Genomic DNA, 15,522 nt, shown 5'->3' on the forward strand with positions numbered 1-15,522 from the left:
ATTCGGGGCTACCCTGGGGCCGGTGACGCACTCCGCTGATCTCACAGCCGGGTTGGACCTGTCCGAACAGGCCGCGCTCGGCAGCGGCGCAAGTTTCTGGACCACCAAGGAGATCGGCGCGCTGCCGTCGATCGTGCTGACCGACGGGCCGCACGGGGTACGCAGGCAATCCGGTAGCGCCGCAGACCATCTGGGTCTTGCCGGCAGCGACCCGGCGACGTGCTTTCCCCCAGCGGTCGGGCTCAGCCAGACCTGGGATCCCGAACTCGTGGAACGCATCGGCGCCGCTCTCGGGGACGAGGCCCGCGCACTGGGCGTGCAGGTACTGCTCGGCCCGGGGGTCAACATCAAGCGTGACCCGCGCTGCGGCCGCAATTTCGAGTACTACTCCGAGGACCCGCTGCTGTCCGGCCTGCTCGGTGCGGCGTGGATACGCGGGGTGCAGAGTCGCGGCGTCGGTGCGTCACTCAAGCATTTCGCGGTCAACAACGCCGAACACGACCGGATGCGGGCCAGCTCCGACGTCGACCTGCGCACGTTACGGGAGATCTATCTACGCACCTTCGAAATCGCGGTGCGCCAGGGCAGGCCGTGGACTGTGATGTGCTCCTACAACCGGATCAACGGGGTGTACGCCGCCGAGAACAGGTGGCTGCTCACCACGGTGCTGCGGGAGGAATGGGGCTTCGACGGCGCAGTGGTCAGTGACTGGGGCGCAGTGGCCGATCGGGTTGCCGCCGTGGCCGCGGGCCTGGATCTGGAAATGCCGACGACCGGCGGGATCTCCGACGCCGAGGTGGTGCGGGCAGTACGGGCCGGACGCCTGGGACCAGATGTCGTGGCCCGCGCCGCCGCACGCGTCGCGCGCTTGACGGAGCGGGTCAGTCAAAACAGCAGTCAAGCAACAGGTTTCGACATCGACGCCCATCATGAGCTGGCGCGCGAGGCGGCCCGCCGGGCCATCGTGCTGTTGAAGAATGACGGCGACCTGCTTCCCCTGGCACCGTCGGCGGTGGCGGTCATCGGCGGGTTCGCACAAGAGCCACGGTATCAGGGCGGGGGCAGTTCACACGTGAACCCGGCCCGGCTCGACATTCCACTCGACGAGATCCGCCGCCTTGCCGGAACGCATCCGGTGACCTACTGCCCCGGCACCGACATCGGTGCGGCGGTTGCCGCCGCCGAATCGGCCGATGCCGCAGTGCTGTTCCTCGGGCTGACGGCCGAAGAGGAATCCGAGGGCTACGACCGCGAGCACATCGACCTGCCGGCCGCCCAGATCGAACTGCTGCGCACCGTTGTCGCCGCCCAGCCACGAACCGTCGTGGTGCTGGCCCACGGCGGCGTGGTGCGCCTCGACACCGTCGACGCCGTGGCGCCGGCCATCCTCGACGGCGCCCTGCTCGGTCAGGCCGGCGGTGGTGCGCTGGCCGACGTGCTGTTCGGCGTCGCCAACCCATCGGGCCGGCTGGCCGAGACGGTGCCGTTGCGACTGCAGGATTCACCGGCCTACCTGAACTTCCCCTCCGAATCCGGCCATACCCTCTACGGCGAGCGAATGTTCGTCGGTTACCGCTGGTATGACACGCGGGACATCCCGGTGGCATTCCCGTTCGGACACGGCCTGTCGTATACCCGGTTCGACTACTCCGGCCTGGACCTCGCCGCTACGGCTGACGGCATATCTGTCCAACTGACCGTGACCAACGTCGGTCAACGGTCCGGCCGGGAGGTGGTCCAGGTCTACGTCGGATTACCCACCTCCAAGGTCGGCAGGCCGCTGCGTTGGCTGGCTGGGTTCACCTCTGTCCTCATCGAGGCGGGGGCCGTCCATACCGTCGAAATTCCCATCAGCCGAGCCGAACTCGCGTTCTGGCCACAGATGCCGAAGCGTGGATTGTCGAGCCCGGCGAGTATGTGGTGACTGTCGGCGCGTCAAGCCGTGACCTCCGACTGAGCGCGACGGTGACGCTCGACGGAGATCGACCATCGCGACCGTTCACCCGCGAATCCACCCTGGGCGAGATCCTTGCCGATCCCGCTGCCGCCCAGACGATTCTGACCGCACTGGGCAACGCGTCCCCGGTCGGCGCGGTGGATTCAGCCCTCGGCAGCAACCTGCTGCGGATGCTGGAGTCGGTGCCGATCGGACGGATGATCGCCTTCTCGGCGGGCAAGGTGACCCGAGAGCAACTCGACCAACTGCTCTCGGAGGCCAATGCTCAACGATCCTGACCACGCAATTCGGCCAGGATCTCGTCGGTGTGAGCGCCCAGAGCCGGGGCTACCGTGCGTGGCTGCCACGGGGTGGCCGAGAAATCGGCCGGGCTGGCCACCATGGGCGTCGACGAGATCCCATCGGGCACATCCACGATGCCTCCGGCAGCATGGAACTGCTCGTCGGCGATGACGTCGTCGAGACTGTTGATCGGTGACCAGAAGAGATCGGGCTCATCGTCGAACAGTGCCGCCCAGTGGTCCATCGGATGGCCGGCGAAGATGGCGTCCAGGTCGGCGATCAGTGTGCGGGCGTTGACGTAGCGGTCACGCGCCGTGGCGAAGCGCGCATCGGTCAGCCAGCCTTCGCGGCCCACTGCCCGGCACAGCGCGGGCCAGTGCCGGTCGGCCTGCAACCCGACGATCCAGAAGCGTTTACCGTCGCCGGCGGTGTAGTTGTTCATGCAGGGGTTGGCCATCGACTCCCGCTGGCCGATCGCGATCTGTTGACCGCTCATCAGCACGGTGTTCAGGTCGAAGCTCACGGTGTAGGCGCCCTGCCGGTACAGCGAGGTGGTGACGAGTTGACCGGTGCCGGTGCGGTTTCGGGCCAGCAGCGCGGCGCACACCGCGGCCGCCAGCGTCATCCCCGCCGAGTGATCGCCCATACCGCCCCGCTGGAACGGCGGTGTGTCACCGGGGCGGGTGAGCAGGTCGGCCAGGCCCGCGCGGGCCCAGAACGCGGCGACGTCGTAGGCCGCCCGGTCCGCCTCCGGCCCGCTGAGGCCGTACCCGGTGATGAGCCCGTACACCAGGCGCGGATTGCGCGCCGCGACGGTCTCGAAGTCCAATTGCAGCCGCCGCAATGCGGCCGGGCGCACATTGGTCAGGAAAACGTCTGCGCCGGAAAGTAATTCGAGCGCAGCTTGCTGACCGTCATCGGTTCCGAGGTCGAGCACGATGCTGCGCTTGGACCGGTTGTCCATCTCGAAGGGTGGGTTGGCCGCCGGGCCGAGCTCCGGATCCAGCCCCAGCATCCGACCGAAGGTTCTCGCCGGGTCACCCGAGGGTGGTTCGATCTTGATGACGTCGGCACCCCAGTCGGCCAGCAGCGCCCCGGCGGCCGGCGCGGCCACCCACACCCCGAGTTCGATCACCCGGAACCCCTCCATCGGACCCGCCATCGCCGCCCTTTCCGAATCGCTTTACAATCCCGCGCAAGTTTGTAAACTTGCCCAATGCTCACACCGGCCCGCCGCCTCGTCCCAGCCGTCGGCCTGGCCGCGCACATCGGCCACGGCGTGCAACGTATCGCAACCGACGCGGTGATCGGCCGGATGCGCTCATTGCCCCGAAGCATCGCCGATCTCGATGCCGCCTACCTGTCCGCGCTGACCCGGCGCCCGATCACGTCGGTGTGCGTGGCCGGGGGCGACGCAGGCACGTCGTCGCGCGCCCGGCTGACGCTGACCGGCCGGGCGGACGCCGACGTGCCCGCGTCGGTGTTCGTCAAGATGCCCGCCGAAACGACCGCCACCCGGATGCTGGGCGAGCTGGGCCGGCTGGGACACACCGAGGTGCGCTTCTACCAACAGTTGGCCGAGGGACTGACCGGCGTCCCCCGCGCGTACGGCGCCGCGTTCGATGCGCTGACGGGCCGGTTCGTGCTCGTGCTCGAAGACCTGACGCAGAGCCCCTGCGAATTCCCCGACACCCTGCATCCGCTCGACCGAGACCGGGCGGCGCTGACGGTCGAGCTGCTCGCCCGCGTCCATGCCACCTTCTGGAACCGGCTGCCGGCGCGAAGCGGCAGTGGGCCGCTGGGCTGGATCTATTCGGCCTCGGGCGATGACACCTCGCTGCTGACCGGCTCCCTGCTCAAGCTGTCGACCAAACGCCTGGCCGAGAGCACCGACATCCCCGTGGCCGGCGGCCCGTTCATCGACGAGAACTACCGCGCGGCTGCGCAGCTGCTCGACCGCCCGCCACACACCGTGATGCACGGAGACGCACACCCGGGCAACCTGTACTTCCGCGACGGCGAGGCCGGGCTGTTGGACTGGCAGGCGGTGCGCCGCGGACATCCCGGGCGAGAATTGGCCTATACGCTGGTGACCAGCATGACCACGGCAGATCGGCAGGCATCCGAACGCGAGTTGCTCGACGAGTACCGGACGGCCCTGGCCGCCTCAGGCGGTCCCTCGCTGGATCGCGACGAGTTGTGGGAGCGTTATCGGCTCGGCGCGATCTACGCCTACGCCGCACCGGTGATCACCGCCGGCCTCGGCGGGATGCAGGACGAGGGCATCGCGCTCGAAGGTGCCAGGCGGGGTGTGGCCGCTTTGTCCGACCTGGAGACTGTGGCAATACTCAAGAAGTTGCTGTGATGGTCCTACCATTTGGTGAACCGCGATCAACCAAGGCCTGGACGTGAATGAACCTGTACCCGCGCAGCGGGACGCATCTGTTGAGGACACCTCGACGCGCAATCGAATCCTGGTGGCGACGGCCGAGGTGCTGGCCCGCAGTGGGCAGACCAAGCTGAGCCTGTCCGAGGTGGCACTGCAGGCCGGGGTGTCCCGGCCCACGTTGTACCGCTGGTTCGCCGACAAGCAGGAACTCCTCGCCGCGTTCGGCACCTATGAGCGCGAGATGTTCGATCAGGGCATCAGCCGCGCCACCGTCGGCCTGCGCGGCAACGAGAAGCTCGACGCCGCACTGCGTTTCATCGTGCAATATCAGCAGTCCTACTCCGGCGTCCGAGTGGTCGACATCGAGCCCGAAGTGGTGATTGCCCAGCTGGCCAACGTCATCCCCCTGATGAGGGAGCGGTTACTCAAGCTTCTGTCGGGTGCCAATGCGCCGGTCAAAGCCGCCACCGCGATCCGCGTCGCGGTCTCGCACTACATCGTGCGAAGCGATGACGGTGATCAGTTTCTGGCGCAACTGCGTCACGCCGTCGGCATCAAACAGCCCGACGCGGGCTGACCTCCCACTGATTCGCCGGTAAACACCTCCCGCTTCACGCTCAACGAGACTCTACGATCGCAGAGACTTGTCGATTGGTCAATCCTTCGCTCAAAGGGGTGACACCACTCGCAATTTTTGTAAAGCTGTCTCCTATGACTCAGGTGCAGAGCGATACGGGTGTCCTCGCCGGCGACGAGCGGATGCTCATCGACGGGGAACTCCAATACACCGGCAGCGGTGCGAAATTCGACGTGATCCACCCCGCCAGCGAGCAGGTGGCGGGCCAGGCGACCGACGGCACGGTGGCCGACATGGAGCGCGCCGTGGGCGCCGCGCGCCGTGCGTTCGACGACACCGACTGGAGCCGCGACGTCGAGTTCCGCTACCACTGCCTGATGCAGCTGCACGACGCGCTGGAGGCCGAGAAGGAGCGGCTGCGTCGGGTGCTGGTCACCGAGGTGGGTTGTCCCGTCACGGTCACCGGCAGTCAGATCGAGGACCCGATCGGCGAGGTCAAGCACTGGGCCGAACACGGCAAGAACTTCGAGTACCTCGTGGACAACGGTGTGCACCAGACCCAGCTCGGGCCGGCACACCGCAAGATCGCCTATGAGCCCATCGGCGTGGTCGGGGCGATCACCCCGTGGAACGTGCCGTTCTACCTCAACATCGCCGAAACCATCCCGGCGTTGATGGCGGGCAACACCGTGGTGCTCAAACCCGCACAGCTCACCCCATGGTCGGGCACCGAGTTGGGCCGCATCGTCGCCGAGCACACCGACATCCCGGCCGGGGTGTTCAACGTCGTGGTGTCCAACGCCAACGAGGTCGGGGCGGCGCTGTCGGCGGATCCGCGGGTCGACATGATCACCTTCACCGGTTCCACCGCCACCGGACGCGCCATCCTGGCGGCCGGCGCCCCCACGGTGAAGAAGACGCTGCTGGAACTTGGCGGCAAGTCTGCCCACATCGTGCTCGACGATGCTGACTTCAACTCCGCGTTGCCGATCGCGGCGATGATGGCCTGCGTGATGAGTGGGCAGTCCTGCATCCTGCCCAGCCGCATCCTGCTCCCCCGCAGCCGCTACGACGAGGGCATCGCGATGCTCAAGGGAGCGATGGAGAACTTCCCGGTCGGTGATCCGTGGACCCCGGGCGTCATGCAGGGCCCGCAGATCAGCGCCACCCAGCGGGAGAAGGTGCTGGGGTTGATCAAATCCGGCATCGACTCCGGGGCCCGGCTGGTCACCGGCGGCGGCATCCCGGAGAATCTGCCCACCGGCTACTACACTCAGCCGACGCTGCTGGCCGACGTCGACCCCAACTCGCAGGTCGCCCAGGAGGAGATCTTCGGTCCGGTGCTGACCGTCACGCCGTACGACTCCGATGACGAGGCGGTGGCCATCGCCAACAACTCCATTTACGGTCTGTCCGGCGAGGTTTCGTCCGCCGACGTCGACCGGGCCTTCGCCGTCGCGCGTCGGATGCGTACCGGCAACGTCACCATCAACAGCCGCAGCCACTTCGGCATCAACAGCCCGTTCGGCGGCTCCAAGCAGAGCGGCCTGGGCCGGCGCAACGGCGAGGAAGGCTTCAAGGAGTACTTCGAGTCCAAGACCATCGGAATGCCGGAGTGAGCGAAGCTTGCGAGCGAACCATGGATCTGAGTGCCGAGATTTCAGCCCTGCTGTACCGGTACGCCCGCGCCGTCGACTCCAAGGACTGGGAGCTGTACCGGTCGGTGTTCACCGCCGACGCCGTCATCGACTACTCGTCGGCGGGGGCTGTGGTGGGCACCCGCGACGAGGTGGTCGACTGGTTCGCCGCCAACTTCGGGGTGATCCCGTGGAGCATGCACTACATCACCAACATCGAGATCTTGGAAACCGACGGTGACACCGCGACCGTGCGGGCCATGTTCTACAACCCCATGCAGCTACCCGGCATGGCGGAGATGAGTGCATGCGGCGGGTACTACCACCATGAGCTGGTGCGCACACCCGATGGCTGGCGCAGCCGCAGCCTGCGCGAGGAGAACCTCTGGTTCACCAATGCGCCGGGTCAGGCCTGACTGACGGACCGTTGACATTAAATCTACGCAGACGCCTACTCGATCTTTTGCAGCCTCAGGTCAAAGTCAACGCCGAAAAACCTCAGCCCTCGGCGGCGAGCTGACCACAGGCCGCGGCGATCTCCCGGCCGCGGGTGTCGCGCACCGTGCACGACACGCCCTTGGCCTGAACCCGTTTGACGAACTCCCGCTCGACCGGCTTGGGGCTGGCATCCCACTCGCTGCCCGGGGTGGGGTTGAGCGGGATGAGGTTGACGTGCACCAGGGGGCCGAGCTTGGCATGCAGCTTCTTGCCCAAAAGGTCTGCGCGCCAAGGTTGATCGTTCACATCGCGAATCAACGCGTATTCGACGGACACGCGACGGCCGGTGGTGTCGGCGTAATAGCGCGCGGCGTCGAGGACTTCGTCGACCTTCCACCGGTTGTTCACCGGCACCAGGGTGTCGCGAAGTTCGTCGTCGGGCGTGTGCAGCGACAATGCCAGCGTCACGCCCAGCTTCTCGTCGGCGAGCTTGCGGATGGCCGGAGCCAGACCGACCGTCGACACCGTCACCGACCGGGCGCTGATCCCGAAACCGTTCGGCGGCGGCGCAATGATGCGCTTCACCGCGGCGACCACCCGGTTGTAGTTGGCCAGCGGCTCACCCATACCCATGAAGACGATGTTCGACAGCCGCCCACCGCCGGCAGAGCCGGCAGTCCCACCGAAGTGCTCGGACCGCATGGCCGACGACGCGGCCCGCACCTGCTCGAGAATCTCGGCGGTGGACAGGTTGCGCTTCAGGCCGCCCTGGCCGGTCGCACAGAACGGACAGGCCATGCCGCAGCCGGCCTGTGACGAGATGCACACGGTGTTGCGCTGCGGGTAGCGCATCAGCACGGACTCGAACGTCGTGCCGTCCACCGCCCGCCACAGCGTCTTGCGCGTCTCCCCCGCATCGCACTGGATGTGCTTCACCGGGTCGAGCAACGTCGGGAACAGGGCCTCGGCCACCGAAGCGCGCACGGCGGCGGGCAGGTCGGTCATCTGCTGCGGGTCGGCGATCAGCCGTCCGTAGTACTGGTTGGCCAGCTGCTTCCCACGGAACTTCGGCAACCCCAGCTCGGCGACGGCCTCCGCGCGCCCGGCCTCGTCGAGGTCGGCGAGGTGCCGCGGCGGCATGGCTCGTCGCGGTGCGTCGAAAACCAGAGGAAGGGAAGTGGACATGATCGCGTCCAGTATCTCACTGTCAGCGGCCAGGCCACGAATTCACGCCAGCAGCGTCAGCACGATCCAGCCGACGACCGCCGAGGGCAGCATCGCGTCGATGCGGTCCATGATCCCGCCGTGACCGGGCAGCAGCGTGCCCATGTCCTTGATGCCGAGGTCGCGTTTGACCTGGGATTCGATCAGGTCGCCGAGCACACCGGTGATCACCAACAGCAAGCCCAACGGCACGCCCACCCAGGCCGGCTTGTCCAACAGGAACGCCACCGAGAGCACGGCCGCGGCGATGCCGAACAACAGCGAGCCGCCGAGACCCTCCCAGGACTTCTTGGGACTGATCGCCGGCGCCAACAGATGCCTGCCGAACAGGACACCCGCGACATAGCCGCCGATATCGGCGAAGACGACCGTCACGATGATGGTGAACACCCGGGCTCCGCCGTGGTCGGCGAAGATCAGCAGCGCGGTGAAAGCGGCGAACAACGGCACCCAGGTGGCCAGTAGCACCGTGGCGGCGATGTCGCGCAGGTAATTGACCGGCTGCTGATCCAGACCTTGCCCGACGAGACGCCACACCATGCAGACGACGACCGTCGCGCCGTACGCGCCCAGCAGACCGGCCAGCCCGTAGGGCCAGGTCAGCCAGATCATGGCCTGGCCGCCGAGGAGCAGCGGAACGGCGGGCAGGGCGTATCCCTGTTCGCGCAGCCGGCGGATCACCTCGTGGGTGGCGATGGCGATGGCCACGGCGAGCAAAGGCAGCCACAACGTCGGCGCAAACAGCAACGTGCCGATGGCCATGGCGCCGAGGACGACGCCGACCGCGATGGCCGCCGGAAGGTTACGGCCGGCCCGGGACTGCTTTTTCTGCGGTTCTGGAACCGGTGAATCTGTCACGAAAGGTACTTGCTGATCGGTCATCAGACCTCCAGCAGCTCGCCTTCCTTGTGCTTGACCAGCTCGTCGACCTGGCTGGTGTAGGTGTGGGTGGACTTGTCGAGGTCCTTTTCGGCGCGGCCGACCTCGTCCTCGCCGGCCTCGCCGTCCTTCTTGATGCGGCTGAGCTCTTCCATCGCCTTGCGGCGGATGTTGCGGATCGAGACCTTGGCGTCCTCGCCCTTCGACTTGGCCTGCTTGACCAGGTCGCGACGGCGCTCCTCGGTCAACTGCGGGATGGCGATGCGGATGATGCTGCCGTCGTTGGTCGGGTTGACGCCGAGATCGGAGTTCCGGATCGCATCCTCGATCGGCCGGAGCTGGGACGCCTCGTAGGGCTTGATCACCACGAGGCGCGCCTCGGGCACGTTGATGCTCGCCATCTGCGTGATCGGCGTCATCGCCCCGTAGTAGTCGATGTTGATGCGGGAGAACATGCCCGGATTGGCCCGGCCGGTCCGAATGGTGGCCAGGTCGTCACGGGCCACACTCACGGCCTTTTCCATCTTCTCTTCAGCGTCGAAGAGAGTTTCGTCGATCACGTCGGCTTCTCCCGTTTCCCGTTCAGGTGGTGACCAGTGTTCCGATCTTCTCACCCGCCACCGCGCGGGCGATATTGCCTTCGGTCAGCAGGTTGAACACCAGCATCGGCATCCGGTTGTCCATGCACAAACTGAAGGCGGTGGCATCGGCGACCCGCAGGCCACGATCGATGACGTCACGATGGGTGACCTCGGTGAGCAGCTCGGCGTCCGGGTCTTCCCGCGGATCGGCGGTGTAGACGCCGTCGACGGCCTTGGCCATCAGCACCACGTCGGCGCCGATCTCCAGGGCGCGCTGCGCGGCGGTGGTGTCGGTGGAGAAGTACGGCAGGCCCATGCCCGCGCCGAAGATCACGACGCGGCCCTTTTCCAGGTGCCGCACGGCGCGCAGCGGAATGTACGGTTCGGCGACCTGCCCCATGGTGATGGCGGTCTGCACGCGGGTGTCGATGCCTTCCTTCTGCAGGAAGTCTTGCAGGGCAAGGCTGTTCATCACGGTGCCGAGCATGCCCATGTAGTCGCTTCGGGTGCGCTCCATGCCGCGCTGCTGCAGCTGTGCGCCGCGGAAGAAGTTGCCGCCGCCGATGACGACCGCGACCTGTACGCCACTGCGTACCACCTCGGCGATCTGGCGGGCGACCTGGTGCACCACATCGGGGTCCAGACCGACCTGACCGCCCCCGAACATCTCTCCGCCGAGTTTCAGCAGGACCCTCGTATAGAAGGGACGGATGGGTGCTGCGCCCTCGCCGGCGACATTCGGATCCGCCATCGGTCTCCTCGGCACTCCTCGCATGTAGAGAGCCACCCGGGTTACCCCTGGACGGCCTCTCTATCCTGCCCTATGCCGGGCAGCCTGCGTTGTCGGGGGAGCTCTCGCGGATCGGAGTGTCGCCGGCCGGCCTGCCGTTATCCCAGGTGAGCCTGCAACAGCCAGGCCGGCACCGACTTGCGGTCGCCGCCTTCATCGCGGATGCCCGCGCCGGCGAAATTGGCGAACTCCGGTGGCACGTTCGCGTGGATCCGGGCCGGCCGAACGTCGTCGATCACCCAGTACTTGCCGACGACCTCGCGCAGTTCATCCTCGCTGACCGGGTTGGCCGGTCCGGTGTCGCCCATCGCCGCCTTGTCGAACACCAGCACGAAGTACGAGGCACCGGGCGCGGCGGCCCGCACGATCGACTGCTGGTAGCCCTCCCGCAGCTCCACCGGCATGGAGTGGAACAGCGTGCTGTCGACGATGGTGCCGAAGCGTCCGTCGTAGCCGGTGAAGGCGCTGATGTCGGCGACCTCGAAGCTCGCATTTGTCAGTCCCCGCTTGGCGGCCTCGGCCCGGGCCAGGTCGATGGCGGTGGCCGATTGGTCGAGCCCAACCGTGGTGAAGCCTCGCTCCGCCAGGTACAGGGCGGTCGCGGCCTCACCGCAGCCGGCGTCGAGCACATCGCCGTGGAATTTTCCTTCGGCAATCAGCGCCGCGATCTCGGGCTGGGGCTCTCCGATGCTCCACGGTGGGCGCACCCCGACGAACTCGGGAGCCTCACCGCGGTAGGCGGATTCGAACATTGCGTCTGACATCTCACTCGGCGTGGTCATACGTCCGGTATATCAACGTGGTTGATATGTGTCAATATGCTTGACATGCCTGATGGTCTCGAGGAGCAGCCACTCGGCTACCTGATGTATCGCGTGGTCGCGGTGCTGCAGCCGCGGGTCGCCGCACAACTTCAACCGCTCGGCCTGACCCTCCCCGAGTTCGTGTGCCTGCGAGTGCTGTCCATGGCCCCTGGACAGTCCAACGCCGAGCTGGCCCGCCACACCAACGTCTCGCCGCAGGCGATGAACAACGTGGTGCGGGGACTGCAGGAGCGCGGCGCGGTACGCAGGCCGGCCAGCGTTGATTCCGGACGCGCACTACCGGCCGAGCTGACCGGCGAAGGCGCCGAATTGCTCGCCCGCGCCGAGGCTGCCGTACTCGCGGCCGAGGCCGACGTGCTCGACCGCCTCGACGACGACCAACGACGTCAACTCAAGCGCCTGCTGGCCCACGCGGTGAACTGAGCGTGCCGGCGCGACCGCCCGACGCGCCGTATGGCTGCACAGTCGGTAGTGTCACGACGGAATGAAGATCGTGCTGGCCCCGGACTCGTTCAAGGAGTCGATGACCGCGTCGCAAGCGGTGGCAGCGATGCGCGAGGGCATATCGGCGGTGTTCCCACGGGCCGAATGCCTGGGGGTCCCGATGGCCGACGGCGGTGAAGGCACCGTGGACGCCGTGGTCGATGCGCTCGGCGGTGAACGCGTGACCGCCGACGTCTTCGATCCGCTCGGCCGGCCGGTGCGCGCCACCTACGGTTACGTGCCCGAGCGTCGCCTGGCGGTGATCGAGACCGCCAGTGCCGCCGGCCTGGAGCTGGTGGCACCGGCAGACCGAGATATCCTGCGCGCCAACACCTTCGGCGTCGGGCAACTCATCCTCTCCGCGCTCGACCGCGGGGCCGGCGAACTGCTGATCGGCCTGGGCGGATCGGCCACCAACGACGGCGGTACCGGCATGCTGAACGCGCTGGGCGTGGCGTTCACCGATGCCGACGGCCGCCCACTGCCACCCGGCGGCGCGGCACTGGCGCGCCTACATCACATCGACATCGCCGGTCTGGATCCGCGCCTGTCCGACGTTCACGTTCAAATCGCTTCCGACGTCACCGCACCCCTGCTCGGATCCGGGGGCGCCAGTGCGGTTTTCGGTCCGCAGAAAGGCGCCACGCCCCACGATGTCGCGGTGCTGGACGCCGCGTTGACCCGCTTGGCAGAGGTGACGGAAACGGCTTTGGGTCACGCTCGCCCGGACCGTCCGGGAGCCGGCGCCGCCGGCGGGCTCGGCTTCGGCTTGATGGAATTCCTTGCCGCCGAATGCGATCCCGGGGTCGAGGTGATCGCTGACACCGTGGGGTTGGAGCGGGCACTGACCGGTGCGGACTGGGTGTTCACCGGTGAGGGCAGCGTCGACGCCCAGACCATGCTCGGTAAGACACCATTCGGCGTCGCACAGGTGGCCGCGCGGACCGGAACACCGGTGGTGATCTTCGCCGGCCGGGTCTCCCCCGACGCCGACGTGCTGTTGGCCAACGGTGTGGACCGGCTCGTGGCGATCACCGCGGCGGGCACGCCTTTGGCGCAGGCACTGCGTGACGGCCCGGCCGCCTTGGCCCGGGCCGCCGCCGAGGTCTGCCGCACTCTCCAGCGCGAACAGACATGAACCCGTACATTTTCGGGCGGGAAGGTACGGGTTTACGTCTGCTCGCGGGTGGGGATCAGAGGATCGCGGCCGCGACGATGAAGCCGAAGGCCAGGTAGGCCGCGATCACGACCAGGGCCTCGGGAGTGAATCGTTCGGCGGCCAGCACCCGCCCCATGTCGATACCTTTGATCGCACCGATGAGCCGGACCGAAACAGCTTGGGCGGCAATGCCCAACAAGCCGAAGACCAGCGTGCTGATCAGCCCCTGGACCAGGTCACCCAGTGAGCTGTAGATGGCAAGCACGATGATGACGGCCATCGACACCACCCCGGCGGCGGCCACCGCCGACGCGTTGGGCCGACCGGCCTGCACCAGCGTCCGCAACGGCCCCGGCGTGGTCCAGTCGATCACGTAGAAGCCCAGGACCATCAGCGCCACACCGACAATCGTGTACAGCACGATCGCCGATACACCGTGGCCGAGGATCGACCAGTAATGGGAGCTGAGCGCAACCAGCGTGGTTGTCATAGGGGATGTTCCTTCCAGAGTCACAGCGGGATGCGGTGTGGCACAAAGGCAGCGCCGTTGTCGGTGACGAGACCGGAGGTCTCGCGGATGCCGAGTCCGGCGGATTCGTCACCGACGATCCAGGCCCCCAGCGCGGGACGCATGTCGTCGAATTGCGGTAGTGGATCGAGCAACTGGTACACGTAGCCCTCTTCGCCGTATACCCCACCGGTCTCGGTCTCGTAGCCGGCGCCGACGATGGTGATGTTGGCGCCTTCCCGGCCGAGCTTCGGTTTGCGCACGTAGTCGACCAGCTCGTGTGGCTCATCGACGTAGGCAGGCAAGAGATTCGGGTGGCCCGGGTACATCTCCCACAGCACTGCCAGGATCGCCTTGTTGCTCAACAGCGTCTTCCACAGCGGTTCCACCCACAGGGTCGACGGCAAGCCCTCGACCGCGCGGCGCCCGAAGTCGTCGTCGAGCATCCACTCCCAGGGGTACAGCTTGAAGATGGACGCCATCGGAGCTTCCGCGAGGTCGACGAACCGGTCGAGGTCCTCGTCGAACCCGATGTCTTCGATCGCCAACCCGACCGTGTGCAGGCCGGCCTCGGCCGCGCACTCCTGCAGGTAGGCAACGGTGACGTGGTCTTCGCCGGTGTGCTCGGCGCCCGACCAGGTGAAGTACGTCTCGGCGCCGGGCAGCCGGTCGCGGATCTCAGCCCAGCGGGCAACCAGCTTCTCGTGCAACGAATTCCACTGATCGTCGTCCGGATACACGTCGGTTTTCCAGTGCCACTGCAGGATCGCGGCTTCCAGCAAAGTGGTCGGGGTGTCCGCGTTGTACTCCAGCAGTACCGGCGGCCGGCGGCCGTCGTACCGCAGGTCGAAGCGGCCGTAGAGGTGTGGATCGCTGCGTCGCCACGACTTCTCGATGTGCTCCCAGCTCCATTCCGGAAGGCCGAAGTCGCGGTAGCGGCCGGTCAGCACGACATGCTCGACGGCCTCCAGACACATCGAGTGCAACACCTCCACGGAGGCCTCGATCGACAACACCTCGTCCATGTCGAAGACGTAGTGCACCGATTCGTCCCAATACGGGCGGTCGGCGCCCGTCGCGTCACGCGCCGGGGTGCCGAAACACATCCCCTGCTCGGCGACGATCTGTTCCCAGCCGGTACGCGGGGAACTGCGTTGGCGGCGCATTCAGCTGCCCGAGCTTCCGCCGTAGCTCGACGACGAGCCGAAACCACCCCGGGAGATCGACGTTCCCGACTTCGTCTTGGCGGTGGTGCCCTTGGGGATCTCCAGCGTGCCGCCCCGCGCGACGGTGCCCACCCCACCGTTGTTGCCGCCGTAGTAGTAGCGGTACGGCGAGCCCATGTAGATGAAGGTGCCGCCGGAGCTGCTGTGTCCACTGGAGCAGTACGAGTCGGGCACCACTTCGTTGGTGCCGTCCTTGACGCAGGTGGCCGCGACTTCCTCTTTGTGCAGCAGGTGATAGCCCAGGGCGATCACCCCGACCACACCGACGACCGCGACCGACCCCATCAGGATCTTGCCGTTGCGGGCCGAACGTTCACGCGCCTTCTGTTCCTGCAGCCGCGCCCATTCCTCGGCGGCTTCGCGGGCCTTCTGTGCCCTGTCACGCTGACGCGCCTCGGCCACCGTGGGCGGTCGAGGCTGGGTGACGCCGGGCTCCTGCCACCGGATCGACCCGGGCTGCGGACCCGGCCGGTATTCCTCCTCCCGGTGGAATTCCTCGCCTGGTTGGCTCCCCGACCCCATCACGTCCCCCTGTTCGGCGATACTCGCCGGTCATCATAGGAGGACG

The 15,522-nt window shown here is 67.1% G+C and carries 15 protein-coding genes and 1 pseudogene; 7 read left to right on the forward strand and 9 right to left on the reverse strand.

Annotation, left to right across the window (positions count from 1 at the left end; all coding sequences use genetic code 11):
• Positions 1–22 precede the first annotated feature (22 nt).
• Positions 23–2,235 (forward strand): annotated as a pseudogene (locus A5699_RS23830) (glycoside hydrolase family 3 C-terminal domain-containing protein).
• On the opposite strand, the gene A5699_RS23835 reads toward A5699_RS23830, so the two are convergent.
• A complete protein-coding gene (locus A5699_RS23835; RefSeq protein ID WP_067774843.1) occupies positions 2,223–3,401 on the reverse strand; it encodes a CaiB/BaiF CoA-transferase family protein in 1,179 nt (392 codons plus the stop codon). The pseudogene A5699_RS23830 and the gene A5699_RS23835 overlap by 13 nt on opposite strands.
• 54 nt (positions 3,402–3,455) lie before the next feature.
• Here A5699_RS23835 and A5699_RS23840 point away from each other — a divergent pair, with 54 nt between their 5' ends.
• The 4 genes from A5699_RS23840 to A5699_RS23855 all read left to right on the forward strand — a co-directional run bounded on the left by A5699_RS23840 (position 3,456) and on the right by A5699_RS23855 (position 7,258).
• Positions 3,456–4,604: a phosphotransferase gene (locus tag A5699_RS23840; RefSeq protein ID WP_067774846.1), complete on the forward strand. Its 1,149-nt coding sequence runs from the start codon at positions 3,456–3,458 to the stop codon at positions 4,602–4,604.
• Between the two features lie 43 nt (positions 4,605–4,647).
• Positions 4,648–5,205: a TetR/AcrR family transcriptional regulator gene (locus A5699_RS23845; protein WP_067774849.1), complete on the forward strand. Its 558-nt coding sequence runs from the start codon at positions 4,648–4,650 to the stop codon at positions 5,203–5,205.
• Positions 5,206–5,339: 134 nt separating this feature from the next.
• Positions 5,340–6,824: an aldehyde dehydrogenase family protein gene (locus A5699_RS23850; RefSeq protein WP_067774852.1), complete on the forward strand. Its 1,485-nt coding sequence runs from the start codon at positions 5,340–5,342 to the stop codon at positions 6,822–6,824.
• A gap of 20 nt (positions 6,825–6,844) precedes the next feature.
• The gene (locus A5699_RS23855; RefSeq protein WP_067774855.1) at positions 6,845–7,258 is read left to right on the forward strand and encodes a nuclear transport factor 2 family protein; all 414 of its coding nucleotides are present in this window, start codon (positions 6,845–6,847) and stop codon (positions 7,256–7,258) included.
• Positions 7,259–7,340: 82 nt separating this feature from the next.
• Here the strand turns inward: A5699_RS23855 and rlmN are convergent, their stop codons facing one another.
• The 5 genes from rlmN to A5699_RS23880 all read right to left on the reverse strand — a co-directional run bounded on the left by rlmN (position 7,341) and on the right by A5699_RS23880 (position 11,536).
• Entirely contained in the window at positions 7,341–8,465 is a 1,125-nt protein-coding gene (gene rlmN / locus A5699_RS23860; RefSeq protein WP_067774858.1) for a 23S rRNA (adenine(2503)-C(2))-methyltransferase RlmN, read from the reverse strand.
• 42 nt (positions 8,466–8,507) lie between these two features.
• Positions 8,508–9,386 carry a phosphatidate cytidylyltransferase gene (locus tag A5699_RS23865; protein WP_067774861.1) on the reverse strand — a complete coding sequence of 293 codons (879 nt, stop codon included), beginning with the start codon at positions 9,384–9,386 and terminating at the stop codon, positions 8,508–8,510.
• On the reverse strand, positions 9,386–9,943 hold the full coding sequence (gene frr / locus A5699_RS23870) for a ribosome recycling factor (RefSeq protein ID WP_067774864.1): 558 nt from the start codon (positions 9,941–9,943) through the stop codon (positions 9,386–9,388). The genes A5699_RS23865 and frr overlap by 1 nt, the downstream gene beginning before the upstream one ends.
• A 22-nt stretch (positions 9,944–9,965) precedes the next feature.
• Entirely contained in the window at positions 9,966–10,715 is a 750-nt protein-coding gene (pyrH, locus tag A5699_RS23875; protein WP_067774867.1) for a UMP kinase, read from the reverse strand.
• A 137-nt stretch (positions 10,716–10,852) separates the two neighbouring features.
• Positions 10,853–11,536, reverse strand: a complete 684-nt coding sequence (locus tag A5699_RS23880) for a class I SAM-dependent methyltransferase (protein ID WP_067774870.1) — start codon at positions 11,534–11,536, stop codon at positions 10,853–10,855.
• Positions 11,537–11,572: 36 nt separating this feature from the next.
• Here A5699_RS23880 and A5699_RS23885 point away from each other — a divergent pair, with 36 nt between their 5' ends.
• Both A5699_RS23885 and A5699_RS23890 read left to right on the forward strand, forming a co-directional pair.
• Complete coding sequence (locus tag A5699_RS23885; RefSeq protein ID WP_067774872.1) at positions 11,573–12,001, forward strand: MarR family winged helix-turn-helix transcriptional regulator; 429 nt, start codon at positions 11,573–11,575, stop codon at positions 11,999–12,001.
• A 61-nt stretch (positions 12,002–12,062) separates the two neighbouring features.
• Positions 12,063–13,199: a glycerate kinase gene (locus tag A5699_RS23890; protein ID WP_067774875.1), complete on the forward strand. Its 1,137-nt coding sequence runs from the start codon at positions 12,063–12,065 to the stop codon at positions 13,197–13,199.
• 55 nt (positions 13,200–13,254) lie between these two features.
• Here A5699_RS23890 and A5699_RS23895 read toward each other — a convergent pair whose 3' ends face one another.
• The 3 genes from A5699_RS23895 to A5699_RS23905 are packed head-to-tail and all read right to left on the reverse strand — an operon-like array spanning position 13,255 to position 15,401.
• Entirely contained in the window at positions 13,255–13,710 is a 456-nt protein-coding gene (locus tag A5699_RS23895; RefSeq protein WP_067774878.1) for a DUF350 domain-containing protein, read from the reverse strand.
• A gap of 20 nt (positions 13,711–13,730) precedes the next feature.
• Complete coding sequence (locus A5699_RS23900) at positions 13,731–14,894, reverse strand: glutathionylspermidine synthase family protein (RefSeq protein ID WP_067774881.1); 1,164 nt, start codon at positions 14,892–14,894, stop codon at positions 13,731–13,733.
• A complete protein-coding gene (locus tag A5699_RS23905; RefSeq protein ID WP_067775095.1) occupies positions 14,895–15,401 on the reverse strand; it encodes a hypothetical protein in 507 nt (168 codons plus the stop codon).
• Between the last annotated feature and the right edge of the window lie 121 nt (positions 15,402–15,522).

This window comes from Mycobacterium sp. E802 (genome assembly GCF_001666875.1).
Taxonomy (GTDB): domain Bacteria; phylum Actinomycetota; class Actinomycetes; order Mycobacteriales; family Mycobacteriaceae; genus Mycobacterium.

Coding starts and splice junctions, on each gene's coding strand:
- pyrH (WP_067774867.1), bottom strand. CDS start 10,715: ATGGCGGATCCGAATGTCGCCGGCGAGGGCGCAGCACCCATCCGTCCC.
- A5699_RS23840 (WP_067774846.1), top strand. CDS start 3,456: ATGCTCACACCGGCCCGCCGCCTCGTCCCAGCCGTCGGCCTGGCCGCG.
- A5699_RS23880 (WP_067774870.1), bottom strand. CDS start 11,536: ATGACCACGCCGAGTGAGATGTCAGACGCAATGTTCGAATCCGCCTAC.
- A5699_RS23835 (WP_067774843.1), bottom strand. CDS start 3,401: ATGGCGGGTCCGATGGAGGGGTTCCGGGTGATCGAACTCGGGGTGTGG.
- A5699_RS23855 (WP_067774855.1), top strand. CDS start 6,845: ATGGATCTGAGTGCCGAGATTTCAGCCCTGCTGTACCGGTACGCCCGC.
- A5699_RS23885 (WP_067774872.1), top strand. CDS start 11,573: ATGCTTGACATGCCTGATGGTCTCGAGGAGCAGCCACTCGGCTACCTG.
- A5699_RS23865 (WP_067774861.1), bottom strand. CDS start 9,386: ATGACCGATCAGCAAGTACCTTTCGTGACAGATTCACCGGTTCCAGAA.
- A5699_RS23900 (WP_067774881.1), bottom strand. CDS start 14,894: ATGCGCCGCCAACGCAGTTCCCCGCGTACCGGCTGGGAACAGATCGTC.
- A5699_RS23890 (WP_067774875.1), top strand. CDS start 12,063: ATGAAGATCGTGCTGGCCCCGGACTCGTTCAAGGAGTCGATGACCGCG.
- A5699_RS23895 (WP_067774878.1), bottom strand. CDS start 13,710: ATGACAACCACGCTGGTTGCGCTCAGCTCCCATTACTGGTCGATCCTC.
- rlmN (WP_067774858.1), bottom strand. CDS start 8,465: ATGTCCACTTCCCTTCCTCTGGTTTTCGACGCACCGCGACGAGCCATG.
- A5699_RS23850 (WP_067774852.1), top strand. CDS start 5,340: ATGACTCAGGTGCAGAGCGATACGGGTGTCCTCGCCGGCGACGAGCGG.